Annotated in this window: 21 protein-coding genes; 9 read left to right on the top strand and 12 right to left on the bottom strand. The window is 62.4% G+C overall.

Annotated elements, in window-relative coordinates:
- Nucleotides 1-14 precede the first annotated feature (14 nt).
- Genes spoT through FW764_RS06920 form a run of 3 tightly spaced genes read left to right on the top strand, consistent with a single transcriptional unit; the run spans nt 15 to nt 3,339 of the window.
- Nucleotides 15-2,120 carry a bifunctional GTP diphosphokinase/guanosine-3',5'-bis pyrophosphate 3'-pyrophosphohydrolase gene (gene spoT / locus FW764_RS06930; protein WP_446433305.1) on the top strand — a complete coding sequence of 702 codons (2,106 nt, stop codon included), beginning with the start codon at nt 15-17 and terminating at the stop codon, nt 2,118-2,120.
- Nucleotides 2,121-2,158: 38 nt separating this feature from the next.
- Nucleotides 2,159-2,539, top strand: coding sequence for a RidA family protein (locus FW764_RS06925; protein ID WP_003176922.1), 381 nt, complete (start codon nt 2,159-2,161; stop codon nt 2,537-2,539).
- Between the two features lie 56 nt (nt 2,540-2,595).
- Nucleotides 2,596-3,339, top strand: coding sequence for a hypothetical protein (locus FW764_RS06920; RefSeq protein WP_446433304.1), 744 nt, complete (start codon nt 2,596-2,598; stop codon nt 3,337-3,339).
- 58 nt (nt 3,340-3,397) lie between these two features.
- Here FW764_RS06920 and FW764_RS06915 read toward each other — a convergent pair whose 3' ends face one another.
- Entirely contained in the window at nt 3,398-4,249 is an 852-nt protein-coding gene (locus tag FW764_RS06915) for an SDR family oxidoreductase (RefSeq protein WP_446433303.1), read from the bottom strand.
- Between the two features lie 189 nt (nt 4,250-4,438).
- Here FW764_RS06915 and exbB point away from each other — a divergent pair, with 189 nt between their 5' ends.
- The 6 genes from exbB (at nt 4,439) to FW764_RS06885 (ending at nt 11,255) form a co-directional block, all read left to right on the top strand.
- On the top strand, nt 4,439-5,455 hold the full coding sequence (gene exbB / locus FW764_RS06910) for a tonB-system energizer ExbB (RefSeq protein WP_446433302.1): 1,017 nt from the start codon (nt 4,439-4,441) through the stop codon (nt 5,453-5,455).
- A gap of 6 nt (nt 5,456-5,461) precedes the next feature.
- Nucleotides 5,462-5,887, top strand: a complete 426-nt coding sequence (exbD, locus tag FW764_RS06905; RefSeq protein WP_003195519.1) for a TonB system transport protein ExbD — start codon at nt 5,462-5,464, stop codon at nt 5,885-5,887.
- Nucleotides 5,884-6,639 carry an energy transducer TonB family protein gene (locus FW764_RS06900; RefSeq protein ID WP_446433301.1) on the top strand — a complete coding sequence of 252 codons (756 nt, stop codon included), beginning with the start codon at nt 5,884-5,886 and terminating at the stop codon, nt 6,637-6,639. Before exbD ends, FW764_RS06900 begins: the two co-directional genes overlap by 4 nt.
- A 139-nt stretch (nt 6,640-6,778) precedes the next feature.
- Nucleotides 6,779-7,699 carry a hydrogen peroxide-inducible genes activator gene (locus tag FW764_RS06895; protein WP_015886540.1) on the top strand — a complete coding sequence of 307 codons (921 nt, stop codon included), beginning with the start codon at nt 6,779-6,781 and terminating at the stop codon, nt 7,697-7,699.
- An 8-nt stretch (nt 7,700-7,707) separates the two neighbouring features.
- Nucleotides 7,708-9,783: an ATP-dependent DNA helicase RecG gene (gene recG, locus FW764_RS06890; protein WP_446433300.1), complete on the top strand. Its 2,076-nt coding sequence runs from the start codon at nt 7,708-7,710 to the stop codon at nt 9,781-9,783.
- 77 nt (nt 9,784-9,860) lie between these two features.
- Complete coding sequence (locus FW764_RS06885; protein ID WP_446433299.1) at nt 9,861-11,255, top strand: aminoacyl-tRNA deacylase and HDOD domain-containing protein; 1,395 nt, start codon at nt 9,861-9,863, stop codon at nt 11,253-11,255.
- Between the two features lie 141 nt (nt 11,256-11,396).
- Here the strand turns inward: FW764_RS06885 and FW764_RS06880 are convergent, their stop codons facing one another.
- From FW764_RS06880 to tssK, 11 genes are all read right to left on the bottom strand, one after another.
- Nucleotides 11,397-11,777 carry a helicase gene (locus FW764_RS06880; RefSeq protein WP_110620485.1) on the bottom strand — a complete coding sequence of 127 codons (381 nt, stop codon included), beginning with the start codon at nt 11,775-11,777 and terminating at the stop codon, nt 11,397-11,399.
- 124 nt (nt 11,778-11,901) lie between these two features.
- Nucleotides 11,902-12,825: a type VI secretion system-associated lipoprotein TagQ gene (tagQ, locus tag FW764_RS06875; RefSeq protein ID WP_446433298.1), complete on the bottom strand. Its 924-nt coding sequence runs from the start codon at nt 12,823-12,825 to the stop codon at nt 11,902-11,904.
- A gap of 84 nt (nt 12,826-12,909) precedes the next feature.
- Nucleotides 12,910-14,622, bottom strand: coding sequence for a formylglycine-generating enzyme family protein (locus FW764_RS06870; protein WP_446433297.1), 1,713 nt, complete (start codon nt 14,620-14,622; stop codon nt 12,910-12,912).
- A complete protein-coding gene (locus FW764_RS06865; protein ID WP_446433296.1) occupies nt 14,615-15,799 on the bottom strand; it encodes an ABC transporter permease in 1,185 nt (394 codons plus the stop codon). Before FW764_RS06865 ends, FW764_RS06870 begins: the two co-directional genes overlap by 8 nt.
- On the bottom strand, nt 15,799-16,503 hold the full coding sequence (locus FW764_RS06860; RefSeq protein WP_446433295.1) for an ABC transporter ATP-binding protein: 705 nt from the start codon (nt 16,501-16,503) through the stop codon (nt 15,799-15,801). The genes FW764_RS06865 and FW764_RS06860 overlap by 1 nt, the downstream gene beginning before the upstream one ends.
- Nucleotides 16,503-19,490 carry a serine/threonine-protein kinase gene (locus FW764_RS06855; RefSeq protein WP_446433294.1) on the bottom strand — a complete coding sequence of 996 codons (2,988 nt, stop codon included), beginning with the start codon at nt 19,488-19,490 and terminating at the stop codon, nt 16,503-16,505. The genes FW764_RS06860 and FW764_RS06855 overlap by 1 nt, the downstream gene beginning before the upstream one ends.
- Complete coding sequence (locus FW764_RS06850) at nt 19,487-20,206, bottom strand: PP2C family protein-serine/threonine phosphatase (protein ID WP_446433293.1); 720 nt, start codon at nt 20,204-20,206, stop codon at nt 19,487-19,489. The genes FW764_RS06855 and FW764_RS06850 overlap by 4 nt, the downstream gene beginning before the upstream one ends.
- A complete protein-coding gene (gene tagF, locus FW764_RS06845) occupies nt 20,207-20,860 on the bottom strand; it encodes a type VI secretion system-associated protein TagF (protein WP_446433292.1) in 654 nt (217 codons plus the stop codon).
- Complete coding sequence (gene tssM, locus FW764_RS06840; RefSeq protein ID WP_446433291.1) at nt 20,857-24,357, bottom strand: type VI secretion system membrane subunit TssM; 3,501 nt, start codon at nt 24,355-24,357, stop codon at nt 20,857-20,859. Before tssM ends, tagF begins: the two co-directional genes overlap by 4 nt.
- The gene (locus tag FW764_RS06835) at nt 24,354-25,643 is read right to left on the bottom strand and encodes a DotU family type VI secretion system protein (protein ID WP_446433290.1); all 1,290 of its coding nucleotides are present in this window, start codon (nt 25,641-25,643) and stop codon (nt 24,354-24,356) included. The genes tssM and FW764_RS06835 overlap by 4 nt, the downstream gene beginning before the upstream one ends.
- 6 nt (nt 25,644-25,649) lie before the next feature.
- Nucleotides 25,650-26,984 (bottom strand): type VI secretion system baseplate subunit TssK, encoded by a 1,335-nt coding sequence (gene tssK / locus FW764_RS06830; protein WP_446433289.1) that lies wholly within the window; start codon nt 26,982-26,984, stop codon nt 25,650-25,652.
- Between the last annotated feature and the right edge of the window lie 11 nt (nt 26,985-26,995).

Below are 26,995 nucleotides of genomic sequence, written 5' to 3'. Positions count from 1 at the left end.
CAGGAGTTAACACTTTGCCGAGCATAGACGCCCTCGCCGATCGCTTATCGACCTACCTCGGCCCAGACCAGGTCAACCTGGTCCGCCGAGCGTATTTCTACGCCGAACAAGCCCACGACGGTCAACGCCGCCGCAGTGGCGAGGCGTATGTCACGCATCCTCTTGCAGTGGCAAATATTCTCGCCGAGATGCACATGGACCATCAGAGCCTGATGGCTGCGATGCTGCATGACGTGATCGAAGACACCGGCATCGCCAAGGAAGCGCTCAATGCGCAATTTGGCGAAACCGTGGCCGAGCTGGTCGACGGGGTCAGCAAACTGACCCAGATGAACTTCGAGACCAAGGCCGAAGCCCAGGCGGAAAACTTCCAGAAGATGGCCATGGCCATGGCCCGAGACATTCGGGTGATTCTGGTCAAGCTGGCCGACCGGCTGCACAACATGCGCACGCTGGAAGTGCTGTCCGGCGAAAAACGCCGGCGTATTGCCAAGGAAACCCTGGAAATTTACGCGCCCATCGCCAATCGGCTGGGCATGCACGCCATTCGTATCGAGTTCGAAGACCTGGGCTTCAAAGCCATGCACCCGATGCGCTCGGCGCGCATCTACCAGGCGGTCAAACGCGCCCGGGGCAACCGCAAGGAAATCGTCAACAAGATAGAAGAGTCCCTGAGCCATTGCCTGGCGATCGACGAGATCGAAGGCGAGGTCAGCGGCCGGCAGAAACACATCTACGGCATCTACAAGAAGATGCGCGGCAAGCGCCGGGCTTTCAACGAGATCATGGACGTGTACGCGTTCCGCATCATCGTCGACAAGGTCGACACCTGCTACCGCGTGCTGGGCGCTGTACATAATTTGTACAAACCCCTGCCGGGGCGTTTCAAAGACTACATCGCTATTCCTAAGGCCAACGGCTATCAGTCGCTGCATACCACGTTGTTCGGTATGCACGGGGTGCCGATCGAGATCCAGATCCGCACGCGGGAGATGGAAGAAATGGCCAACAACGGCATCGCCGCCCATTGGCTGTACAAGTCCAGTGGCGACGAACAGCCGAAAGGTACACATGCCCGCGCCCGCCAGTGGGTCAAAGGCGTGCTGGAAATGCAGCAACGTGCCGGCAACTCTCTGGAATTTATCGAAAGCGTGAAGATCGACCTGTTCCCGGACGAGGTCTACGTATTCACACCCAAAGGTCGGATCATGGAGCTGCCTAAAGGCTCCACGGCCGTCGACTTTGCTTACGCAGTGCATACCGACGTTGGCAACAGCTGCATCGCCTGCCGGATCAACCGTCGTCTCGCGCCGCTGTCCGAACCGCTACAGAGCGGCTCCACGGTCGAGATCGTCAGCGCTCCCGGCGCGCGGCCAAACCCGGCATGGCTCAATTTCGTGGTCACCGGGAAGGCACGCACACACATCCGCCATGCCCTGAAACTGCAACGCCGCTCTGAGTCCATCAGCCTCGGTGAACGCCTGTTGAACAAGGTACTCAATGGTTTCGACAGCGCCCTGGAGAAGATCCCGGCCGAGCGAGTACACGCGATGCTCCACGAGTATCGCCAGGAAACCATCGAAGATCTGCTGGAAGATATCGGCCTGGGCAACCGCATGGCCTATGTGGTGGCCCGACGCCTGCTCGGCGAAGGCGAACAGCTGCCAAGCCCCGAAGGCCCGCTGGCAATTCGCGGCACCGAAGGCCTGGTGCTCAGCTACGCCAAGTGCTGCACGCCGATCCCGGGCGACCCGATTGTCGGCCACCTGTCCGCAGGCAAAGGCATGGTCGTGCACCTGGACAACTGCCGCAATATCACTGAAATCCGCCACAACCCTGAGAAATGCATCCAGCTCTCCTGGGCAAAGGACGTGACCGGCGAATTTAACGTTGAACTGCGCGTTGAGCTGGAACACCAGCGCGGCCTGATCGCCCTGCTGGCCAGCAGCGTCAACGCGGCCGACGGTAATATCGAGAAAATCAGCATGGATGAGCGCGATGGCCGCATCAGCGTGGTCCAACTGGTCGTCAGCGTGCACGACCGCGTGCACCTGGCCCGCGTGATCAAGAAGCTACGGGCCCTGACCGGCGTGATTCGTATCACCCGCCTGCGCGCGTAGCGCTTCAAATAGTCATCATCTCTTACAAGGAGTCACACATGACCAAGACTGTTATCACCAGCGACAAGGCCCCTGCCGCCATCGGTACTTACTCCCAGGCGATCAAGGCGGGCAACACTGTCTACATGTCCGGCCAGATCCCACTGGACCCAAAGACCATGGAACTGGTTGAAGGCTTTGAAGCACAAACCGTCCAGGTCTTCGAAAACCTCAAGTCGGTTGCCGAAGCTGCGGGCGGTTCGTTCAAGGACATCGTCAAGCTGAACATTTTCCTCACCGACCTGAGCCACTTCGCCAAGGTCAACGAGATCATGGGCAAGTACTTCGAACAGCCGTACCCAGCCCGCGCCGCTATCGGCGTTGCCGCCCTGCCAAAGGGCGCACAGGTTGAGATGGACGCAATTCTGGTCATCGAGTAAAACACCCGGCGCAGCCTCCACAGGCTGCGCCGACTTCGTTTCAGAAGGATTTCGTAATGCGCAAAGCGCTTGTAGCCTTATCAACGCTCGCCCTGTTGCTCGGCGGCTGCGCCAGCAACCCCGCCGACTTGGATGTAAGCGGTACTTGGATCAACCAGGCCGCCATCAACGCGGCAGCCAAGGGCGGCCCTTTGCGTGAAGCGCTGCAAACCTATGGCCCGAACCTTGAGTGGGAGGTCAACACCAAGGCTTCCCAGGCGCGTTACTACAACGGTTTTGAAGTCGCCGAAGGCAAGTTGGTCAGCGAAACACCCGGCGCCTGGAGCGTCGACTTCTATGGCAGCTCCGCCACCGAACTCAAGCGTAAAGGCAAACAACTGCTGCAAGTTGCCAACGACAATGAGCCGGAGCAACTGTTTGCCCGCGCCAAAGACCCAGCCCCAGAAGGTGCACCACTGGGCGCCAACTTCGAGCGCGCGTTGTATGCAGCCTACATGGGCGGCGATTGGAAGATCACCGACGGCACCGGTGACGGCGCCACAGTACAGTTCCAGCCTGACGGCAAAGTCGCCGGCTTGCCAGGCGTCGACCGTTACTCGCTGTGCCTGGCGGGTGATTGCGCCTCGATGAGCGGTGGTTACGACAGTATCTGGCTGCAGTTGAATGGCCAAGGCAACCCGTGGATCTTCGCCCGCAAAGGCAAGCAACTGGAAATCTTCCAGGCGGTGAACACCGCGCAAACGGACGAAGTACCTTCGTTTACGCCGGGGCCACGCCAGTGGTTGCTGGAAAAGAAATAAGCAGCCGCACCTGGATCTAAATGTGGGAGCAAGCCAGCTCCCATATTTTTTACCGACCTTATCCCTTCAGGATCGCCGCATAGCCCTCGCGGTAGGTCGAATACGTCGGCACCCAGCCCAGCGCCTTGGCTCGAGCATTGCTGCATTGCTTGCTGCCCGCCCGACGCACGCTGGCGTCCTCGGCCCATTCGGTCACGCCCAAGTATTCGCGCAACCAACCCACCACTTCCGCCAATGGCGCAGGCGCATCGTCCACGCCGATGTAGACCTTATCCAGCGAGCCGCCCTGCTCAACACGCCGCAGCAAAAAGGCGAGCAAGCCCGCAGCGTCATCCGCGTGAATCCGGTTGCCATATAAAGGTGGATCAACCGCCACACGATAGCCTTGGCGCACCTGGGTCAACAGCCATTCACGGCCGGGGCCGTAGATTCCGGTCAACCGCACGATGCTCGCCGGAATACCGCTGTTGAGGGCCACTTGCTCGGCCTCCAACATGACTTGGCCAGAATAGCCCTTCGCTTGGGTATCAGACGTTTCGTCGACCCACTCACCACTCTGCTGGCCATACACACTGCTGCTGGACACAAACAGCAAGTGCTTGGGTTCCTGGCCGTAATCGTTCAGCCACTCCAACACATGCTGCAAGCCTTGCACATAAGCCGCGCGATAGCCGGCCTCATCGTGGTCGGTGGCGGCGGCGCAATACACCAGGTAATCGACCCCGCCAATCGGCCAGGTGTCAGGGCAATCCTTTTTGAACAGGTCGCCGGCGATGCCGATCACACCATCGGGCAGGCGTGAAATGTCCCGTCGCAACCCGTAAACATCCCATTCCGAGGCCAGTAATTGGCTAGCCAGCCGACTCCCCACATCGCCGCAACCGGCAATCACAACAGAAGGCGCAGACATCATAAAACTCCGTTCTCAAAGGTCTAGATTAGCCTTCGCAGAGGACAGGCGGCCAGAAAAAGGACAAATAAAGTTACTGTATTACTTCTGTTAACAAGAATTACTTGCAATAATAACCACCCATTTGTCCTCGACCCGCTCAAGGTCTGGCAGGACGATCACTCATTTTTTCTCTCAGGTCCGGCCAGCATGACACGTAATACAACCCCCGCTTCGCCAACCAAGCCTCACAGTCCATCCCGCGCCTGGCGTGCGATTGCTGCGCTGCTGTTCAGCGTAATGCTGGCACCGACCGCCGCACTCGCTGATAACACCGCACCGTCAGCCGCTCCAGCCAACACGGCGCAAGCGCCAGCGGCCCCCGTCGAGCAGATGCCAGTACCAAAAAATGCGGATGGCACTGTCGACATGTCCAAGCTGCCACCGGAAGTCCGGGACGCGGTCGACGGCATCAACGCACTGGGCGAAGAAGCGCAAGCCGAGCAGGACAACAGCCTGGGCATGTCGCACGACCTGTCGCCATGGGGTATGTATCAGAATGCTGACGTGGTGGTGAAAGCCGTGATGATCGGCCTGGCTATCGCCTCGATCATTACCTGGACTATCTGGATCGCCAAGGGCTTCGAGCTGCTGGGCGCCAAACGTCGTCTGCGCACTGAAATCGCCCACCTGAAAAAAGCCACCACCCTCAAGGAAGCCAGCGAAAGCGCGACCAAAAAGGGCACACTGGCCAACCTGCTGGTACAGGACGCGCTGGACGAAATGCGCCTGTCGGTCAACACCCGCGAAAAAGAAGGCATCAAGGAACGCGTCAGCTTCCGCCTGGAACGCCTGGTTGCAGCCTGCGGCCGTAACATGAGCAGCGGCACCGGCGTGCTGGCCACCATCGGCTCGACTGCACCGTTCGTCGGCCTGTTCGGCACCGTGTGGGGCATTATGAACAGCTTTATCGGCATCGCCAAAACCCAGACCACCAACCTCGCCGTCGTTGCCCCCGGCATCGCCGAAGCCTTGCTGGCAACCGCCCTGGGCCTGGTTGCCGCGATTCCTGCGGTGGTGATCTACAACGTCTTCGCCCGTTCGATTGCCGGCTACAAGGCCCAGGTATCGGATGCGTCGGCAGAAGTCCTGTTGCTGGTCAGCCGCGACCTTGATCACCTGCCTACCGAGCGCAGCTCGCAACCGCACATGGTGAAAGTGGGGTAATCGGCCATGGGCCTGCATTTGAATCAAGGTGACGACGAGCTCGTCGAGAACCACGAAATTAACGTCACGCCATTTATCGACGTGATGCTGGTGCTACTGATCATCTTCATGGTGGCGGCACCGCTGGCAACCGTGGACATCAAGGTCGACCTGCCCGCGTCCAGCGCCAAGCCTGCGCCACGGCCAGAGAAACCGATCTTCCTCAGCGTCAAGGCGGACCAACGCCTGTTTCTGGGCGAGGAAGAAGTCAAAGCTGAAACTCTGGGGCCGGTGCTCGATGCCAAGACCCAAGGCAAGAAGGACACGACGATCTTCTTCCAGGCCGACAAAGGCGTGGACTACGGTGACCTGATGAGCGTGATGGATGCCCTGCGGGCAGCTGGCTACCTCAAGGTCGGCCTGGTCGGGCTTGAGACGGCAGCCAAGAAATGATCACGACGCGCCACAAACTGACGCGTTATGGCACCAGCCTCGCCGTCGTGCTGGGCGTGCATGCCGTCGCGATCATCATCGCGCTTAAATGGTCCGCGCCACATCAGGTGACGTTGCCTCCAGCGGCCATGGTCATCGACCTGGCACCGATGCCGGCACCGCCGCCACCCGCGCCGCCAAAGGTGGTTACGCCGCCGCAGCCGCCGACTCCGGTCGAAGAACTGCCCCTGCCGAAACTGGCCGAGGCGCCCAAACCGACGATCCAGGTACCCAAGCCGGTCAAGCCCAAGCCCAAGCCCAAACCTCAGCCGCCCAAGCCTGTGGAGAAGAAGCCCGAGCCGCCCAAGGAAAAACCTTCCGAGGACCCACCGAGCGAAACTCCAAAGACTAACGCCCCGGCTGAAAAATCCGCCCAGCCCGTGCCCGGCCCATCGCCAGCACAGGTCGCGGCCAAGGCTTCCTGGGAAGGTGCACTGCTGGCGCACTTGCAGAAGTACAAGAAGTACCCACCAGGCGCACAGCAGCGCGGCAAGGAAGGGCTGAACCGTTTGCGTTTTGTGGTTGATGCCGAAGGCAACGTGCTGTCCTATGAGCTGGTGGGCCGCTCCGGCAACGCCGACCTGGACCGCGCAACCCTGGACATGATTCGTCGTGCCCAGCCATTGCCCAAGCCACCGGCCGACATGTTGAAAAGCGGCAGCGTCGAGATCGTCGCGCCGTTCGTTTACAACATCGAAAAGCGTCGTCGCTAAAAATGCAGGGGTGAGGGTAATCCTCACCCCTTCTGCAAAATCTCCCGCACTCCCCGCTCAATCCCCGCCAAAGTTCTGATAACGTGCGTCTATCGATTGCAGCCGGTATGCTTGGCTCGCAACCTCATGGACGCCCGCTATGACTCTTACAGAATTGCGCTACATCGTGACCCTCGCCCAAGAGCAGCACTTCGGCCACGCGGCCGAGCGTTGCCACGTCAGCCAGCCGACGCTGTCGGTGGGTGTGAAAAAGCTTGAAGACGAACTCGGTGTGCTGATTTTCGAGCGCAGTAAAAGCGCCGTGCGCCTCACGCCAGTGGGCGAAGGCATTGTCGCCCAGGCCCAAAAGGTGCTGGAACAAGCGCAAAGCATTCGCGAACTGGCTCAGGCCGGCAAGAACCAGCTGACCGCGCCGCTGAAAGTCGGCGCGATCTACACCGTCGGCCCGTACCTGTTTCCGCACCTGATCCCACAACTGCACCGCGTCGCGCCGCAGATGCCGCTGTATATCGAAGAAAACTTCACCCACGTACTGCGCGACAAGCTGCGCAACGGTGAGCTGGACGCGATCATCATCGCCCTGCCGTTCAACGAGGCAGACGTGCTGACCTTGCCGCTCTACGACGAGCCGTTCTACGTGTTGATGCCCGCCTCCCACCCGTGGACACAAAAAGACACCATCGACGCCGGCTTGCTCAACGACAAGAGCTTGCTACTGCTCGGCGAAGGCCACTGCTTCCGCGATCAGGTTTTGGAAGCCTGCCCGACGCTGACCAAGGGCAACGACGGCGCCAAGCACACCACGGTGGAATCCAGCTCCCTGGAAACCATTCGCCACATGGTCGCTTCCGGCCTGGGCATTTCGATCTTGCCGCTGTCGGCGGTGGACAGCCATCACTACGCCCCCGGCGTGATTGAAGTGCGCCCACTCACGCCTCCGGTGCCGTTCCGTACAGTGGCGATCGCCTGGCGTGCCAGCTTCCCACGGCCGAAAGCGATTGAAATCCTCGCCGACTCGATCCGTTTGTGCTCGGTGGCCAAGCCGCCTGCTGCGAGCTAAGTAACTGTATGACTGAGCTGTCGCAGGTGTCAGTAACGGCACTCAAGGGTGTCGGTGAAGCCATGGCCGAGAAGTTGGCCAAGGTCGGCCTGGAGAACCTTCAGGACGTACTGTTTCACCTGCCCCTGCGTTATCAGGACCGCACACGTGTCGTGCCCATCGGCCATTTGCGGCCGGGGCAGGACGCTGTGATCGAAGGCACCGTCAGCGGTGCCGACGTGGTGATGGGCAAGCGCCGCAGTTTGGTCGTGCGCCTGCAGGATGGCACTGGCGGCCTGAGCCTGCGCTTCTACCATTTCAGCAATGCGCAAAAGGAAGGCCTAAAGCGTGGCACCCGCGTGCGTTGCTACGGTGAGGCACGGCCTGGCGCGTCTGGCCTGGAAATCTACCACCCGGAATACCGCGCCATTACCGGCGACGAGCCGCCGCCGGTGGATACCACCCTCACACCGATCTACCCGCTGACCGAAGGCCTGACCCAGCAACGCCTGCGTCAGCTGTGCATGCAGACCCTGTCCATGCTCGGCCCGAAAAGCCTGCCCGACTGGCTGCCGGTGGAGCTGGCCCGCGATTACCAATTGGCACCGCTGGACGATGCAATCCGCTATCTGCATCACCCACCCGCCGACGCCGATGTCGACGAGCTCGCCCTGGGTCATCATTGGGCGCAGCATCGCCTGGCCTTCGAAGAACTGTTGACTCATCAACTGTCTCAGCAGCGCCTGCGCGAAAGCATGCGCTCCCTGCGCGCGCCGGCAATGCCAAAGGCCACGCGTCTGCCTGCGCAATACCTGGCCAACCTGGGCTTCGCGCCGACCGGTGCCCAGCAACGGGTCGGTAATGAAATTGCCTACGACCTCAGCCAGCAAGAACCGATGCTGCGCCTGATTCAGGGTGACGTGGGCGCCGGCAAGACCGTGGTCGCCGCCCTCGCCGCCCTGCAGGCGCTGGAAGCCGGCTACCAGGTGGCGCTGATGGCGCCCACCGAGATTCTCGCCGAACAGCACTTCATCACGTTCAAGCGCTGGCTCGAACCCCTGGGCCTGGAAGTCGCTTGGCTGGCCGGCAAGCTCAAGGGCAAGGTTCGTGCAGCGGCGCTGGAGCAGATCGCCAATGGCGCGCCGATGGTGGTAGGCACCCACGCGCTGTTCCAGGACGAAGTGCAGTTCAAGAACCTCGCCTTGGTGATCATCGACGAACAACACCGCTTCGGCGTGCAACAGCGCCTGGCGTTGCGCCAGAAAGGCGTGGGTGGGCGCATGAACCCGCACCAGTTGATCATGACTGCCACGCCGATCCCCCGCACCCTGGCGATGAGCGCCTACGCCGACCTCGACACCTCGATCCTCGATGAACTGCCGCCCGGTCGTACCCCGGTCAATACCGTGCTGGTTACCGACACGCGGCGTGTGGAAGTAATCGAGCGCGTGCGCGGTGCCTGCGCCGAAGGTCGTCAGGCGTACTGGGTATGCACGCTGATTGAAGAGTCAGAAGAGCTGACCTGCCAAGCCGCCGAAACCACCTTTGAAGACCTCACCAGTGCTTTGGGCGAGCTGAAAGTCGGGCTGATCCACGGCCGCATGAAGCCTGCGGAAAAAGCCGCGGTGATGGCCGAATTCAAGGCGGGCAACCTGCAACTGCTGGTGGCCACCACGGTGATCGAGGTCGGTGTGGACGTACCCAACGCCAGCCTAATGATTATCGAAAACCCCGAGCGCCTGGGCCTGGCCCAATTGCATCAGTTGCGCGGCCGCGTTGGCCGGGGCAGCGCCGCCAGCCACTGCGTGCTGCTCTACCATCCGCCGCTGTCACAAATTGGGCGTCAGCGCCTGGGCATCATGCGCGAAACCAACGACGGCTTTGTCATCGCCGAAAAAGACCTTGAGCTGCGCGGCCCCGGCGAAATGCTCGGTACCCGCCAGACCGGCCTGCTGCAATTCAAGGTCGCCGACCTGATGCGCGACGCCGACCTGCTGCCCGCCGTGCGTGATGCGGCGCAAGCACTGCTTGAACGCTGGCCGGATCACGTCAGCCCGTTGCTCGATCGTTGGCTGCGACATGGGCAGCAATACGGCCAAGTGTGACGCCTGACTCACTTATCCAACCAACAGATGTATCAAGCTGGTTATACTTCGGTGACTGTACGAAATTGGATCAGGCCATGTCAGAAGTAGCCCTCGCCACAGCCCCACTGACCGCCCCGCCGGTTATTCGGGCTCTGCTCGCAAAGCTCGCCATCCCCTACACGGAAGTGGCGGAACACGCCGGCCTGAATCCCGCGCGAAAGATCCAGGCAGTGCTATTGGAAGATGCCGTTGGCGCACTCATGGTGCTGTTCCCGCAGAGCCAGTTGCTCGACCTCAACCGTCTCGCCGAACTGACCGGCCGCCGCCTCATAGCCGTGTCGCCAGACCGCATCGAGCGCATGCTGGCCAAGCATGACTTGAGCCTGCTGCCAGGCCTGCCTGCGTTGACCAGCTCGCCTTGCCTGTATGAAGGCAGCCTGCTCAGCGAGCCTAGCCTGCTGGTGCATTCAGGCGAAGCCGGGCTGCTGCTGGACATCGCCAGCGGCGACTTCAAGAGCATGCTCACCAAGGCCAGCGCCGGGCAGTTCGGCGAGCCGTTGAGCAACATCCGCCCCAACCTCGACCGCCCCAATGATGACCGCGAGGAAATCACCCAGGCGATGCAGGCCTTCACCGCTCGCCGCATCCAGCAACGTCTGGAAGCAACCATCGAGATTCCACCGCTGGCCGACACCGCGCAGAAGATCATCAAGCTGCGCGTCGACCCCAACGCCACAATCGATGACATCACTGGCGTGGTGGAAACCGACCCAGCGCTGGCGGCCCAGGTCGTCAGTTGGGCCGCATCGCCGTACTACGCGTCGCCAGGCAAGATTCGTTCAGTGGAGGACGCCATCGTACGCGTGCTTGGCTTTGATCTGGTGATCAACCTGGCGCTGGGCCTGGCTTTGGGCAAGACCCTGAGCCTGCCCAAAGACCATCCGCACCAGTCCACACCGTACTGGCACCAGTCGATCTACACCGCCGCCGTGATCGAAGGTCTGACCCGCGCCATGCCGCGCGCCCAGCGCCCGGAAGCTGGCCTGACCTACCTGGCCGGCTTGCTGCACAACTTCGGTTATCTGCTGCTCGCCCACGTGTTCCCACCGCATTTTTCGCTGATCTGCCGTCACCTAGAGGTCAACCCGCACCTGTGCCACAGCTATGTCGAGCAACACTTGCTGGGCATCAGCCGCGAGCAAATCGGCGCCTGGCTGATGCGCTACTGGGACATGCCGGACGAGCTGTCCACCGCCCTGCGCTTCCAGCACGACCCGACCTACGACGGGCAATATGCTGAGTATCCAAATCTGGTCTGCCTGGCCGTGCGCCTGCTGCGCAGCCGTGGCATTGGCTCGGGGCCGGATGAGCCGATTCCCGATGCGCTGCTGGAGCGCCTGGGGTTGAGCCGTGAGAAGGCTGAGGAAGTGGTCGCCAAGGTGTTGGATGCCGAGGTGCTGTTGCGCGAATTGGCATCGCAGTTCAACTAAGGGCAAATCTGTCGCCTGTTACACCGCTATCGCAGGCAAGCCAGCGCCCACCTTTGACCGAATTCCAACGGTGGAATGCAGTCAACGGTGGCAGCTGGCTTGCCCGCGATGAATTCAACTCGGTACAACTGAAGAAACCCTTCAGACCTTCTTCTTTTTCTTCGGCTTCAAATACTTGGTCAGCCCCTGGAACCAGATCACCAGCGCCGGGTTGCCTTTGATTTGGATCGACTTGTCCTGAATCCCCGTCATGAACGCCAATTGCTTGTTCTTCGCCTGCATCGTGGCGAAGCCGTAGGCGGCATCTTTGAAGGCGATAGCAAACGCAGGTTCCGGGTGAACACCTGAGCGGCTGGTAATGCGCTGGTCTTTGACGATGAAGTGACGGGCGACTTTGCCGTCGAGAGTCTGCAACTGGAACGCCAGGTCTTTGTCACCCAGCTGTTGCTGGAAAGCAGGGTTGGTGCGGCTGGCTTTGCCCATCATCAGGCCAAGCACCCACAGCAGAAGACGAAATTTCATGCACACGGCCTCGGTATCATTATTAAGTGGCCGAAGCAGTGTAACGATTTGTCTAAAGAACGCTACCGATCTCGCGCTTTAACGGGAGATCGGCTGGCGTTTAACGCTTATAGCAGCATCTTGCTTAAACGTTAGGGCAAGGCACCGGGGCCCAGTCGGCCAGGTTTGGATCGCGGCAGGTGCCTTCGATCTGCGCTTTACCAGCGCTGGCGACCTGCTTGCTTTCAGCTTGCTTGGCCTGAACGGTCCGAATGCTCTTCTCGGTGGTCACCGCTTCTTTCGGCACGGTTGGCAGCGATGCCTTCTTCGCTGGTTTTACGGGCTTTTTGCCTTTGGCTGGCACCACCGGCGGCGTCATGTCGGCGGTCGCTACCGTCACCACGTCGTTGCGCTGCACACCCACTTGTTGCAGGTCTTTCTCGTAAGCCTGGGTGTAGTTGTTCAGGTCTTCGCTGGCTTTGCCGTTGACCGCAACGATCAGGTCATTGGATTCCTTCAAGCCCGCTACGATTTCCGCCAGGCGCTTGCGGCCTTCGGTGTCGTTGACGGTCTTGGCTTTGCGGTCGGCGACCAACTTGGTGAACGCGCCCTGGTAGCACTGCTGGGACGCCTTGGCGTACGCGGTGCTACGGTCGATGTCGGAAGCGCTCTTGTTGAAGTCCGCGGAGTACGACGCAATGCGCTGGTTGTCATCGCTGATCTGCTTCTGACGCTCGGTGTAGTAACCCGCCGCACCGCCAGCCAAGGCGCCGCCCGCGGCACCGATGGCGGCGTTACGGCCACGCTTGTCGGAATCGCCGGTCAGCGCGCCCAACAGTGCACCGCCGGCAGCGCCGAGGGCCGCACCGGTGACGACGGATTTGGTCATATCCGAATCCGTCGCGCGCAGGTGCTGCACCGGCTCGTAGCAGTTCGGGTAGTACTCGACCTTGGTACTCGACGCGACCTTAGAGGACGGCGACGTGGCGCAACCGGTCAATACGGTGCTGAAACCGGCCGCGATCAGCAGCAGGTGACGCTTGGAAACTGCCTTACGGGAAAAAAGCATAGGTGTGTTCTCTTTTAAGTTTGACTTGCCCAGCACGGCCCATCGCCGCCTGAGTCCCTTCCAAGCTCGCCATACAACCAGCGGTCAAGACCGCTGACCGCTCGCTGCGAGCAATTCCTTCAAGATCGTTGCCGGGTCGGCCCGCTGTTGTTTGCGGTAGTTGCCGACATGGCGAACGAACAGTGTTGCGCGCGTCACCAAGCTCTTGCCGAGCACAGGTTTGCGATCCAACTCTTCCTTGATTCGTTGAAACTGCGCCTGGATCACAGCATCGGTGTAGCGCGTGCCGGTGGCCAAGTTGTCGATATAAATCGCCACCGCGCCATCAAGCGCGCTACGGCCATTGGTGATGGCCATGTCAAACAGCTGCGCGCTGGCCGCGTCGTTGCTGTCCAGGGACTGCTGGCGACTCTTCTGCAGGTTGGCCAGGCGGATGTTGTAGTTGGCGATGGTCTCAGCCACCAACGCGGCCGACTGAATCAGGTTGCCCGCCGCTTCTTCGCGTTGCTGGGCGATCAGCGAAACGTTGCGCTTGAGCTCTTCGTTGACCAGGCCCAACTCGGCTTGCAGCTTGGGGTCGGCGCTGGCGGCGATGATGCTGTCCAGACGTTTGGTCGGGTCCTGGGCGTCGTCGATGGCGTCGGTCAGCGAGGCAAGACGGCCTTCTTTCTGCCACTGGGCAAACAGTTCCTTGTAGCGCGAGCGCGGCGCCGACAACGCGCCAATCGCCACACGAAAACCGGTGGTCTCGTTGCTTTGCTCGGTGCCATCGGCAGAGAACAGCGGGTACTCGCGACGCATGCCGGTAAACAACGTGCCCTCGCCTTCCAGATAGTTACCGCCCTTGACCACAAAGCCACCGTAGGTGCCTTGGCGGCGCCCGGCGTGCACCAGCTGGAAAGACTCCTGGACCATTTCTGCGGCGTTGCCGATCACGTCGAACATACCGATGGGGTTGGGCAGTTTGGTGCCAATCGGCATCAGTCGCGCGGCCTGTCCGGTACCGCCGGCCACCTGGTTGAACACGGCGTAATCACCCAGCGGGCCGTCGCTTTCGCTGCCTTCAACGCGGCGTGGAAACAGGCGCCCTTCCAGGTCCTGACGGCTCACTGCCTGGCCACCGCGCGCGGCGTATTCCCATTCCACTTCGGTGGGCAGGCGCACAAAGCCCAGGCCACCGTCTTCCGCCGAGGAGCCGCGACCGCTGACGGGCAGCAAATCGCGGTGGTACTTCATCAACCAAGCGCTGTACACCGCCGAGAACCGCTCGGCCTCAAAGCGCGACAGTTTCACCTTGGGCAAACGCGCGGCCATGCCGGTGGGCAAATCGCATGCAGGGGCCGGCTCACCGCTGGCCAAAGACTGCGCCTGGGACATCACCTGGGCGTACTGGCGTGCGGTCACTTCATACTTGCCAATGAAGTACAGCATCGGCTTGAGCGGGGTTTTCGCGTCGGTCTTCGGCATCAACGGCGCGATGACTTTGTTCCAGTCTTTGGGCAGGTCCTTGAGGGTGAACTGGCCATTGATAAAGTCACGGCGGTAGCCGGAAATAAACGACTGCTTATAGCCCGCTTCGCCTTCACTGAACGGGTAGCCCAGGCTGATCTCGCGATCGTCCAGAGTGCCCTGGGCCAGCACGTAGGCGTAACGGAACACCATGCTGCCTTCGCACGGCAGCGGCAGGCTCACGTCGTCAGGCAACGGTTTGGGGTTGTCGAGTTTGTCACTCGCCTCATCAGCCCACGCCAGCGAGGCCAGGCCCAGCACCACACAGGCGCCCAATAACTTATACATCTCTGATTCCCTCAGAAGCCTGGATACGCGCCACCCGCCAACCACCACAGGCCGCCGCTACGGCGCTGACGCCGAGGACTGCAACCAAGGCCAGGCCGTAGTGACGCGCCAGCAGGTGACTGGCGTATTCGCCCGGCACCTGCACAAATAGCTTATTCAATGCCGCCTCGGCCAAGCCATACAGCCCGGCACTGAGCACGGCGGCAAAACCCGCACTGTAAAGCGCCTGCACCAGCACAAACAGCAACAGCCCAGCGGTGGAAAACCCCAACAGGCGCAACACCGACAATTCGCGCCGCTTGCGCGCCACAGCCGCCAGCGCCCCGGCAAAGATCGCCGCAAACGCACCCGCCAAGGCCAACCCGGCGATGATCCAGAATACGATCGACAGGTTGCGACTCAACGCCTGCACCTGAGCGATGGTTTGCGCTTGGGTCGACACCAGCAGGTTCTGCCCGGCGAAAAACACCCGCAGCGGTTCCACATCGGTGAGGCTGCGGGCATACAGGCGAAACGCCGGATAAACCCTCTGTTCGCTCACGCCGACTGCATCACCCTCCCAACCCAACGTCGGCACTGCCCGGCCATCGCGATAATCTTCCGCCGCTTCGAGCAAACCCACATCAGCAAACAAACCGTCACGCGCAAATGCTTCCAATGGCAATACCGCCAGCACCTGCAGCCGCGTGCGCTGGGCTTCGATGCGCCCCGCCACTTGCCGCGCAAAGCTGGTTTGCAACCAATCCCCCGGGCGCGCCGCGAGTTTTTCCGCGGCGGTGTGGCTCAGCACGATCTGGCCAAGGCCCCGAGGCATCGGCAAGCCCACGAGCAACGGATCACCCGGCGCGGTTGGGAGCATTTCCAAGGTCAGCGTGCCCACTTGCGCGGTCGCCGCAATTTGCCGTGTACGCGGTACGGCAAAGGCCACGTCGCTGCGCTGGCCAAGCTTCTCGATAAACGCTGCGTTGAATCGACCGCCACCCAACGGAATAATTTCACGGGTCGCGGGGTCGGTCTCCAAGCGTTCGGTCAAACTGCTAACCAGTCCAAATTTCAGGCCGAATAACACCAGCAACGGGGCGATGACGGCCACCAGTGCCAGCACCGAACAGGCCGACAGCCAGGCGTCGTTGCGATAATCCTGCCAGGCCAGAGACGCCACCAAACCGATGCGCATCAGCACACCCCCCCGAGGGTGGCGGTGACGCCGCCATCAGAGTCGCGACGGCAACTGATGCGCCGCACCTGCAGGCCACTGGCGCGAGCCAAGGGTTCGTCGTGCGTTGCAATTACACAGGCCGCGCGGTGTTCGCGGGCCTGGGCCAGCAGCGCTTGCATCACGCGTTCGGCGTTCAGCGGGTCAAGCGATGCTGTCGGCTCATCTGCCAGCACCAATTGCGGCGCATGGGCCAAGGCGCGAGCACAGCTGACGCGCTGGCGTTGGCCCACCGACAATGCGGCCGGCTTCTTGGTCAACTGGTCGCTGATTTCCAGCTGCTCGGCCAGACGCGCCACACTGCCGTCGTCCTTAAGGCCCAGCAATTGCCGGGACAAAGCGATGTTCCCGCGCACATCGAGAAAGCCCAGTAGGCCGCCGGTTTGCAGCACATAGCCCAGGTGCTTGCTGCGTAACTCGGCCAAACTGGATTGCTGACCCGCACGCCACAGGCCGCCGACATCGAACTGATCAAATTCAAACTGGCCGACCTGGTCCGGCGCCAACACCAACGCGAGCAAATCGAGCAAGGTGCTCTTGCCACAGCCACTCGGCCCGACAATCGCCAACTGCTCGCCCGCGCGTAGCGCCAGCGCCGGAATCACCAGGCTGTAGCGCTGGCTGCCGACGCCGCGGCTTTTGTGCACTGCGCTCAGGTTCAGCATTACGGCAGCGTCGACAATGGCACGCGGTACAACGCATCGCCCGGCTCGGCATCGCCGAAACGGACCCAGTTGGCCACGTCATTGTGAAAGGTTTCGTAGAGGCGGATTTTCGAATCCAGCTCGTCGATAAAGTCTTCCTGCTCAGCCACGCTCAACGACAACCACAAGTCCTGGGTCATGTTCAGCGACTTGCTGCGGTACGGCAGGCCTTCCAGGTATTCGCCAAGAATGCCGCCCTCAGCCAGGTTGCCACCCTTGCGCAGGGCCTGCGGGTCGCGGCTCATGTAGGCCGAGGCGCTGGCGATTTCCTGGAAGAAATCCTTCGGCGAAGTCTGGGTTTTGCGCGCCGCATCGACGATCAATTTCAGCGACTGCTGCAGATCGTTGAGCTGCAACTTGGTCAGCATCACGCACACCTGGAACGCCGGCAGCGCCGGGTTGGTCAGGTCGCGGTCGGCGGTCCAGGCGCTGACCAGTTGCGGAGCCTGGCTCGCGGTTTTGCGGCCGAGGAAGTCCATGTGCATGGCGTAGCCGACGGCGGCGGACTTGTCGGCCAAGGTCGGCGCGGCGCTCAGCAGCGGCACCGGTTGCGGGGTGTTGCTGCGCACTTGGTGCACGAGGTTGGCGAACACGCTGCCGATCTCATCGACACGCTCACCCAGCTTGCGCACATCGCCACCCGGCACCGGTGTGTAGAGGTCGCCGATCTGCGGGTTGGCGTCAGCGGTGAGCACGCGGTATTGGCTTTCGGCACCGGCATGGGTTTTCTTGCCGGCGTCAGTACGCAGGTGCAGGGCGTAGATCTTGATCTGCTTGCCCAGCGCCGCCTGGCGCACTTCGGCCTCGTTCATCTGGGTGGTGGCGAACGGGTCGTTCTTGCGCAGCGCACCGGCGTCGGTGACCAGCAGAATAATGCGCCCGCCATAGCCGGACCAATCCATGCCATCCACGGCCTGCATCACGCCAGCAAATGCATCTTCGTTGAACGAGTGGCTGGACACAGTGGAGGCTTTGACCTGGCGCGCCATCTCGAGAAAGCGCTGCGGATCGCGGCCCTGATCAAGGGTGATCAGGGTTTTAGCCACATATTCAAGGCCTGGGATTTTCTTGATGCTGTTGCGAAAACCCACCAGGCCAAAACTGACGCTGTCCAACTCACCACGTTCGGCGATGCGGGTTTGCAGCTCGTGCACCACGTCGCGAACCTGGTCAATGTAAGGCTGCATCGACACGGTGGTGTCCACCACCAGCACCACGGCGGTGCGGAAGGCATCGGCGTTGGCGTTCAGCGCTCGGGCGGCCGGCTTGGCGACAGCGCTGCTGCCGGGGTCGATAGACGCCACATTGAGCAACTGCACCGGCTGGCCGTTTTCGTCGAAGCTCTCTTTGGCGTCGAAGATCGGCAGCAGGTAAAACTGGTTCTGCGGCACCGCGCTGGCCGTCGGTTCCAGCGCAAGGACTTGCTGATTGTCTTCGCTGTTCTTCTGCGCCCTGGCCAGCACGCCTTTGGCGGCAGCAGGATCGGCCAGCAGCTTTTCCACCTCGCTGGATTGGCGCAGGAACATCACCGGCGCCCGGCCCGAGCGCTCGGTGAACTTGAGCACCAGGCTTTGCTTCCAGTCGCTGACCTGGCTGGCCAGCAACCAACCATCGCTACGCCCATCAGTGGCGGCGCCCACGCGTACCCACGGGCTGCCATCGACGTCTTTACGCTGGTACACGTAGAGCACCGAAAACGCTGGCAGCGCTTCGCCGGAGGCACCGCCGGCGTCATGGGACAGCTTGGCGCCGGGCTTGCTGAGCACTCGCTGGAACAGGGTCTTTTTACCCGCCATCAGCAAGGGCCGCTGACCGCCGTCCACATCGGCCGCAGCCGTTTTAACATCAGGAGGCGATGGCGTTTTCGGCACCACCGCAGTGGGCGGCGCCGCTGGCGTATCGCCGCTGCTCAACCACCAGTAGCTCGCGCCACCGATGGCCAGCGCGACAGCCACCGCGATGCCAGCCAGGGCCAGCACCGGCCCACGGCGCTGCTCGGACACGGCGTGGTGTTGCGTCGGCGTCACCACCGGCTGGCGCACCGGCTGCGGCTGGGGTTTGTCGGTCGGAATGTCGATCGACACGGGCGTCATACCGGCCAAGTCGAAGCTCAGCGGAATCGGCAACGGGCGCACCAGCGTGGCTTCCGGCGAGTCCGCCGGCAGTTGGTCCAGCGCGCGCAGCAACGCCGCCGCATCCGGGAAACGCTCCGCCGGGTCTTTGGCCAACAGTTTGCGCAGCACGTCTTGATAACGGCCGTGGTGCACCGGCAATTCCGGCAGCGGTTCGGTCAGGTGCGCCAGCGCCGTGGACAGCGCATCAGTGCCAGTGTAGGGCAGCTTGCCGACAAGGATTTCATAGAGCACCACGCCGAGCGCGTAGAGGTCGGCGCGGCCATCAATCTCCTGGCCTCGCGCCTGCTCAGGGCTCATGTAGCTTGGTGTGCCCACGGCAAACCCGGCCTGGGTGAACTGGGTGCGGTCGTCCAGGGACTTGGCGATGCCGAAGTCCGACAACACGGCGGTGCCGTCAGCGCGGAACAGAATGTTCGCCGGCTTGACGTCACGGTGCACCAAGCCTTGGGCGTGCGCATACCCCAGCGCCGAGGCGATCTGGCGGATCAGCGTCACGCCCTGCTCCGGCGTCAGGCCGGCGGCGATACGCTCCTTCAGCGTGCCGTTGGGCAGGTATTCCATGGCCATGTAATACAGCTCACCGACGTTGCCGATGTCATGGATGGTCACCGTGTGCGGATGCGACAAGCGCGCCAGGGTCTTGCCCTCGCGCAGGAAACGCTCGCAGAAGCTCGGGTCGGCCGCCAGCGCCCCCGCCATCACCTTCAACGCTACCTTGCGCTCCAACGAACGCTGGGTTGCCAAGTACACCCTGGCCATGGCGCCTTCGCCGATCTCGCCTTCAATGTCATAACCCGCAATCACGATGTTCATGGCGAAACCTTGACGACAATGGCGGTGATGTTGTCCGGCGCACCCCGGTTGAGGCCCAGGTGCACCAGGCTGCGCACAATTTCGTCCGGCGCGTCATGGCCCAGCACTTCGCGAATCTCGTGATCTTCGACGGTCTTGTTCAGGCCATCACTGCACAGCAGGTAGCTGTCGCCGGGGGCGATCAGCAGGTCGACCACGGCCAGCTCCAGTTGCGCCTCCACACCAATCGCGCGGGTAACGATATTGGCGCGTGGGTGCACGCGAGCATCGGCCTCACTGAGCAGACCGCTGTCTTGCAGGTCTTGCACGTAGCTGTGGTCGCGGGAAATGCCTTCGAGCACGCCGTCGCGTAGCCGGTATAGACGGCTGTCACCGGCCCACAAGCACACGCCACGCAGGCCGCGTGCGGCCAACACCACGACCGTGCTGCCCATCATGGTTACGCCGCGGTTGGCGGTTTCTTCGCGCACAGCGGCGTTGATCCGCAGCAGGTCATTGCGCAAGGCCGCCGAGTATTCGTCGAGGGAACGCCCCACCGGTACATTGCGCAGGCTGTCGACGATCAGGCTGCTGACGTAGTCCCCCGCGGCATGCCCGCCCATACCGTCAGCCACCACCCACAGGCGGTTTTCCGGCAGGTCCAGGCACGCGTCTTCGTTGACTTGGCGGACCATGCCCACATGGCTTTTGCTCGCGGATTTGAACGTCGACCCCATCTACACCACACCTTCTTGTCCGAGCAAAAACTGCGCAAAATCGCCGGCGGCAGGCAAACCCTGACACCGCAATAAACCTGGGGAAATCACCTGCGAGCCGCGGCCCCACCACAGGCTCGCGCCCTCGCAGGCCTGTTCGGCGAGCGCGGTCATGCGGCTGTGGGGCACGGTGGCGGCGACACGTTGCAGACCGGCAAAGCGGCTGTCCACGGCACGCTGCTCACTCGCCGGAATGCCCAGTTTGTCGAGGCCATCGTTGAAGCCTTCAAAGGTCGCGCTGGCATCCAGCGTGCTAAGCAACAGCTCCTCGGCCTGCTCGAACCACGTATCCGGCCCGCCTACCAGCGACGCCGGGTTGGTATCGTGATCGAGCAACGCCACCACTGCCAACGGAAAGTACCGCCCGACCCGGTCAATGCTCGGCATCACCACGCCCGCTGCCGCATCCGGCCCACACACACCTGGCGCCAGCACAAAGCGCCACAACGGGCTGACCAAGTACACGTTAAGCCAGTCGCCGCCCAAGCTGTTCTGACTGGCGAGCAAACCCGCCGCCAGCCAGCTGTCCCACGGGCCGATAAAACTCTGGGGCAAAGCGCGGCTGACAAAGTCACCGCGGCTGGCCAACTTGCCGTAGAAACCCAGCGTGGTCATAACCGCTCCGGCAGGCTGAAGCCGCTGAGCACGCGGCTCTTGAACGGGTTGAAGGCGCTGTTGGCGCGCAGCTCGTAGGCGATGCTCGCGCCGTCCACCCGCAAGCGCAGGTTGAAGCGGTCCGGCGAGTTGCCGGCGGTGAGGTCTGATTGCTCCAGCAAGCGGAACCAGGCCCACGGGCCATCCAGGGTCACGCCAGAACGGCCGCTGGCCGCGGGCGGCATGATCGAAATACGCACCACACCGATGCTGCCGGGGTTCGGCCATTGCATCGCCACCGGACGGCTTGGACCATGGTCGTAGCTCAATTGCTGGCCGTCCAGATCAAGCAGAAATTGGGTGATGGTCGGGTCCATCGACACCGGTTTGAGCTCGAAACGCACGATCGGCTGTGTGCCACCGGCGCGGAAGAACGCATCACGAATCGCCGCGGCACGCTGGAAGGTTTGCAGCACGCCCGGTGCAATCCCGAGCTTCTGCGCCGCACCCGGCTGCCAGCGCCAGGTCTGTGTGGACGTGTCCACGTAAGGCTGCAGGTACTTGCGGAAGTAGTTGTCCATCACCCCGCCCACGCCGAAAAACTGGCCGAAGTCGTCCAGCGTGGCGTCGCGAGCACTGCCCGGCGACATCGGGTAACGCCCGGCCAGAGACTGGCGGTACACGTTGACCACTTCGCTGACCCACGCCGCGTTCAGTTGGTTGCGCACGCCGCCCATCATGCTGTTGGTGGTGGAGTTGACCACCGACTTGACCATGCCCTGTACCAACGGCGGCTGGCGTTCGGCATTCAGACTGACCCGCGTGGCCGCCGCCGCCGCCTGGTTCTTCGCCTCGCCGAGTAAGGCATCGCCACTGGCGCCGACCATGGCACTGACCTGCACATACAGTGCGTTCATGTCCGCCAGCAGGCTGTCGATAGCGGCAGGCTCGCCTTCATTCTTGCTGACGATGCTGTTGAGTTCCGCGAAGTGCGCAGTCACCGGATCAGCCGCTGCCTGCGGCGCATTGGCCGTCGGTTGCTCCTGGCCGAGCAGACTGCCGAGGCGCTCCTTGAGCTTGTCAACACCGCCCTCCACCGGCACGCCTTTGGCCGCGAGTTGGCGCTCTTCAGCTTGTAGATCGGTTTCCTTGGCCACCGCCACCAGCAGCTTTTTCAGCGGCGAGGTTGGCCCGGAAATCACCCGCAGCACATCCGCTGCCTGGGCCACGCTGGTGATAGGCACGAAGTCGATGTCAGCGAGCAAGGCGTCCCATTGGCGCTGGTAGTCCTGGAAGTACAGGCGGCGCACATCGGCGGCGAGGCTGACCACGTTCTGCTGGTCGGCCTGCTCGCGCCCTAGCACCCATTGCTCTTCGGCGAGGGTGCCAGCCTGGTTCAGGCTGCTGAGCAGGAACGCCTGGCGATAGCCTTGGGCGGTGAAGAACCCACTCAGCGGCTCACCCAACGGTTTGCCACTTTTACGGCTGAACACCAACGCAGCATCGCGGCCGGCGGCCTCGTTGAGACGGAAGTCGGGGATGCCTTCGGGCAGTTTTTGACGTTTAACTCGGTCATACACGCGCTGGGCCACCGGCAGTTGTTGCAGTTGCCGACGCAAGTCGTCGATCAGCCGCGGGTCAAGCCGTGCGTTCGGTGGGTGGCGCTCGAACAGCGCCTGCAAGTGCCCGCTCAACGCCTGGCGCTGATCGGCCGGCAGGTCGCGCGGCAGGTTGCGATCCCAGTCCAGGGCGATCCAGGCCTTGATGAAGTCCGGATCGTAATGCTCAGCGTCGGCGAGCATCAGGTAAGCCTTAAGGCCCTCGTACAGGAAGTCGGAACTGCCGCCACCGTGCAGTTGCTCTTCGATGCGCGTCACCAGGCGTGGCGCGAAGACGGCAATCAACAGCTTGCGGTAGACGCTGGCGGACTCGGCTTCGAGCATGTCGCCTTGATACAAGCCCAGCCCTTCGGACCAGCTTGGCGAATCACCCGCGAGGTTCTTCACCGCATTGAGCAAAGGCAGCACAGCGAGAACCTCACGCTGCGCCGGGCTGAGGTTCTGCACCGTCTGGCCCAGTGGCGCAACCTTCTGATCGACCTGGGCGATATAGGCTTGGTTGGCGCGATAACTCACCCACCACAGGCCACTGACCACCACGACCAAGGCGATGGTGGCCGCCAACACACCGCGTGCGAGCCATTTGCGCCGACGCTCGACCTTCGGGTTCACCCCCACCAACCCACGCTCGGCAAACGCTACGGCAGTGAACAGCTTTTCGATGAAGTAACTGCGCCCGGTGCCGCTCTGGCGCGCCAAGTGCTGGCGGTCCAGGTTCATGCTCTGGGCCATGGCGCCGATCAAGCGGTCAATCGGGCTGCCTTCCTGGGTGCCGCTGGTGAAATACACGCCGCGCAGCAGCACGCGCTCTTCAAAGGCATTGGGTTTGAATACGCCTTCGAGGAAGCTTTGCAGGCAATCCTTCAGCGCGCCGAACTGCTGCGCAAAACCGTAGATCAGGTCGCGCCGCGCCGGGTCGCGCTCCTGTTGCAGGCGCTCTACCAAGCGTTCGTTGAGACGCTGTTCCAGCCCGGAAAACTCGCTTTGCAGCGTCGCCAGCGGACTGTCGCTGCTTTTGCCGTCATCCAGGGCAAAGGTCATGCCCCACACCTGCGCGCGGTCTTCCTTGCTCAGGTTGTCGAAGAACTCCATGAAGCCCGGTACCAGGTCGAGCTTGGTGAGCATCAGGTAGATCGGGAAACGTACGCCCAACTGGGTGTACAGCTCCTGGATACGCAAGCGAATCGCCGCAGCATGGGCGGCACGTTCGGCTTCACTGCCGAGCAACAAGTCCGATAGGCTGATGGCGATAAACGCGCCATCAATAGGCCGGCGCGAACGCTGCTTTTTCAGCAGGTCGAGGAAGCCCAGCCACGCGGCTTTATCCACCGTCGAGTTGCTGTCCTGGGTGGTGTAGCGGCCAGCGGTGTCGAGCAACACGGCTTGATCGGTAAACCACCAGTCGCAGTTGCGCGTACCGCCGACGCCGCGCACCGCACCGGCGCCCAACTGCGCGGCCAGTGGAAAATGCAGGCCGGAATTGACCAGCGCGGTGGTCTTGCCCGAGCCCGGCGGGCCGATGATCACGTACCACGGCAACTCGTAGAGGTTGCGGCGTTCATCACCGCCGAGCTTGGCCTTTTTCAGCAGCGCCAAGGCTTCGTCCATGCGCTGGCGCAGGGTCGATAACTCTTCGGCAGTCGCGACGTTGTTAGGGTCGACCGGCGTTTGCGCGGCCAGGCTGCGCATCACTTCGGCGGCCTGTCGGCGGGCCTGGAGGATGCGGAACACGCGGTAAGCGATCCACACCGCAAACACCAGAATAATCAGCGCCCAGCGCCGTCCTTCCGGCACCAGCACGTCGAGCAACGGCCCCACAAACCAGATGATCAGGCTCAGAGCGACCAAGCCCAGTACGGGGATCACCCAGCGAATCATGAAACTGAAAAACGCCTTCACTCGACGCCCTCCGCCAATACGGTGATTTCAACCCGACGATTGCGGGCACGGCCTTCTGCGGTGGCGTTGGTGGCCACAGGCTCGGTGTCGCTTCGGCCTTCGGCACTGAAGCGATCCGCTTGACCGGTCTTGGCCGCCAGAATCTCCAGCACCGACTTGGCTCGGGCCTCGGACAACGCCCAGTTGGACGGGAAACGCAGCGTGGCAATCGGTCGGTTATCGCTGTGCCCAGTGACGCGCACCTGGCCCTTGACCTTACGGATGGCGTCGGCGATGCGCAGCATCAGCGGCTGGTAGCCATCGACGATGCTGGAGCTGGCGGATGCAAATAACTCGTCGCCCCTGATCGTCACGACGGAACGGTCGACTTTGTCTTCCACAGCCACGCGGCCAGCCTTGATGTCTTCCACCAGAAAACCGGCCAAGCGTGGCCTTTCGATGACCTTCGGTTGCGCCACCGGACGGTCGATGGACTGCACCGGGATCTCGCCTAGGGCATGGATATTCTTGAACACTGGCTCGGCATCCGACGCCAGCTTCATACGCAAGCCGAACAGCAGCGCCAACAACAACGCCAGGCCGATGGCCACGGCGATCCACGGCGGCATGAATTGCGCCAAGCGGTCGCGCGCCACGGTCACGCCACGCCAGTGCGGCGACAGCTCGCGCTCGTGTTCGCCACGTGCACTGCGAATGGCGGCGGCGGTGCGTTCACGCAAGGCTTCCAACTGGCTGCGACCGTCGTTAATCACACGGTAACGGCCTTCGAAACCCAGGCACATACACAGGTACAACAACTCCAACAAGTACAGGCGTTCGCGCGGGCTTTGCAGGCAGTGGTCGAGCAACTGGAAGACTTTTTCGCCGCCCCAGGCCTCGTTGTGCACGGTGATCAACAGGCTCTGCTTGCCCCAGTCGCTGGTGCTACCCCATGGCGTGCTGAGCACTGCTTCATCAAGCGCGGTGCACAGTGCGTAACGCGCCAGCAGCACTTCGTTGCGCGCCACACCGGCGGCTTCGGCGCGCTCTTCGAACTGTCGCAGGTAGGCCAGCAACTGCGCGCGCAGGCTGGCCGGCGCCGGGTGCGCAATGGTGTTGCGCAAGCGTGTGAGCAGCGCCAGCAAAGGGCCGGCGGCGCTTTCCAGCGGGTTGAGGCCCTGGCTTTTGCCCGTCAGGATCGGCGCAACCGGCATCGACAGCGGCGCGGGTTCTGCACGCGCGGGTTCCGGCGCACGGCCGCCCGGGCGCGGCATGAACTGGGTGCGGTCATCATCATTGGGATGCATCGCGGATTATCCTCGGATCGCCCAGAAGGCCAGGTTCAAGCCCGGGAACTGCCCGGCGATGTGGAAGGCAAAACCGCCGGAGTTGCTCAACTGTTGCCAGTGCTCGCTACCACGGTCCAGCTCGTAATAGGTGGAGCCCGCGTGATAAGGAAGCTGGCGTGGCGCCACCGGCAACGGCAGCAGACCGATGCCCGGCAGTTGCAGGTTGACCATGTCGCGGATGTGTTCCACCGAGCCGACCTTGCTCTGCTGGCCGAAGCGCGCCCGCAGGGTTTCGCTGGGCACGTCGGCACGCACCACCAAAATGAAACTGGCGCTGTCGAGCAGGGTTTTGTCAGCGAGCATCGCCACGTGGACGCCGTAGGCTTTCTCCACGATCGGAATCGGCGTGGCCTTGCTGTCGATCAGCATCGACAGCGCCTCACGCAAGGCTGCCATCACCGGGGTGAAGCTCAGGGCCAGGTCGTCGTGTTGGTATTGCGGGTATTCCTGCGGGCGGCGGCCTGACGTTGAGAAGGTGGAAAACTCACCGGCCAGGCTGACCAGTTCGCTGAAAAACCGCTCCGGGTGCAACGGGCTCAACTGGCTGAAATGCTGGAGCAGCGGCTGCGCGCGGTTGACCAGTTGCAGCAGCATGAAGTCGGCAATCTCCGATGCACCACCGGCGCCCGAGGCGACCACACGGCCGGCCAGGGCTTCGCCACGTTGGTGCAGCAGGCCCAGCAGTTCGCTGCGAAACGCGGTCAGCGGCTTGCTGGCCGCAACGTCCAGGACCGGCGGAATGTAGGTGTCATCGAGGACCAACGCGCGGTCGGAGCGTTTTTCCTTGATGCGCACCACGCCGATAGCAGCGTAATCGCTGATACCATCTTGCGCGGTCAGCAGGCGTAACGCGCGCGAACCCACCGCCACCGGTGCACGGTTTTCGAACGGGGCGTTGTCGTCGCGCACTTCGCGCACCTGGCTGACGTAGCGGGCGGCACCGAGGTCTTCGCCGTCATCCACCGTGTCACGCGCGCCGGCACGTTTGAGCGGCAAGGCCAGGTAGACCAGGCCATCGCGCAGGTTGTCGTCGATATTCAACGGGCTCGGCGCCAAGTCGTCCTGGGGGATATTAAACGGCGTGCCATCCGGCAACAGGCCGCGCGCCGACACGATCGCCAGCTTGCCCTGAGCCAACAGGCCCTGGTCGATCAGCAACTCGGAGAAACCCCAGGCGTCGGCGGACAACGGGCGGCTGCGGGCGTCGATCAGGTTTTCCAGGTAACGGTCATGCTGCTGGAAGTGCTGCGTTCCGATGAACATGCCTTCCGACCAGACCACGCGATTGTTCCAGGACATGGGGGCTCCGA

The sequence above is a fragment of the Pseudomonas sp. 1152_12 genome, assembly GCF_052850675.1.
This window is presented reverse-complemented; position numbering and strand designations above follow the sequence as displayed.

Coding starts and splice junctions, on each gene's coding strand:
- FW764_RS06925 (WP_003176922.1), top strand. CDS start 2,159: ATGACCAAGACTGTTATCACCAGCGACAAGGCCCCTGCCGCCATCGGT.
- FW764_RS06920 (WP_446433304.1), top strand. CDS start 2,596: ATGCGCAAAGCGCTTGTAGCCTTATCAACGCTCGCCCTGTTGCTCGGC.
- FW764_RS06915 (WP_446433303.1), bottom strand. CDS start 4,249: ATGTCTGCGCCTTCTGTTGTGATTGCCGGTTGCGGCGATGTGGGGAGT.
- exbB (WP_446433302.1), top strand. CDS start 4,439: ATGACACGTAATACAACCCCCGCTTCGCCAACCAAGCCTCACAGTCCA.
- exbD (WP_003195519.1), top strand. CDS start 5,462: ATGGGCCTGCATTTGAATCAAGGTGACGACGAGCTCGTCGAGAACCAC.
- FW764_RS06900 (WP_446433301.1), top strand. CDS start 5,884: ATGATCACGACGCGCCACAAACTGACGCGTTATGGCACCAGCCTCGCC.
- FW764_RS06895 (WP_015886540.1), top strand. CDS start 6,779: ATGACTCTTACAGAATTGCGCTACATCGTGACCCTCGCCCAAGAGCAG.
- recG (WP_446433300.1), top strand. CDS start 7,708: ATGACTGAGCTGTCGCAGGTGTCAGTAACGGCACTCAAGGGTGTCGGT.
- FW764_RS06885 (WP_446433299.1), top strand. CDS start 9,861: ATGTCAGAAGTAGCCCTCGCCACAGCCCCACTGACCGCCCCGCCGGTT.
- FW764_RS06880 (WP_110620485.1), bottom strand. CDS start 11,777: ATGAAATTTCGTCTTCTGCTGTGGGTGCTTGGCCTGATGATGGGCAAA.
- tagQ (WP_446433298.1), bottom strand. CDS start 12,825: ATGCTTTTTTCCCGTAAGGCAGTTTCCAAGCGTCACCTGCTGCTGATC.
- FW764_RS06870 (WP_446433297.1), bottom strand. CDS start 14,622: ATGTATAAGTTATTGGGCGCCTGTGTGGTGCTGGGCCTGGCCTCGCTG.
- FW764_RS06865 (WP_446433296.1), bottom strand. CDS start 15,799: ATGCGCATCGGTTTGGTGGCGTCTCTGGCCTGGCAGGATTATCGCAAC.
- FW764_RS06860 (WP_446433295.1), bottom strand. CDS start 16,503: ATGCTGAACCTGAGCGCAGTGCACAAAAGCCGCGGCGTCGGCAGCCAG.
- FW764_RS06855 (WP_446433294.1), bottom strand. CDS start 19,490: ATGAACATCGTGATTGCGGGTTATGACATTGAAGGCGAGATCGGCGAA.
- FW764_RS06850 (WP_446433293.1), bottom strand. CDS start 20,206: ATGGGGTCGACGTTCAAATCCGCGAGCAAAAGCCATGTGGGCATGGTC.
- tagF (WP_446433292.1), bottom strand. CDS start 20,860: ATGACCACGCTGGGTTTCTACGGCAAGTTGGCCAGCCGCGGTGACTTT.
- FW764_RS06835 (WP_446433290.1), bottom strand. CDS start 25,643: ATGCATCCCAATGATGATGACCGCACCCAGTTCATGCCGCGCCCGGGC.
- tssK (WP_446433289.1), bottom strand. CDS start 26,984: ATGTCCTGGAACAATCGCGTGGTCTGGTCGGAAGGCATGTTCATCGGA.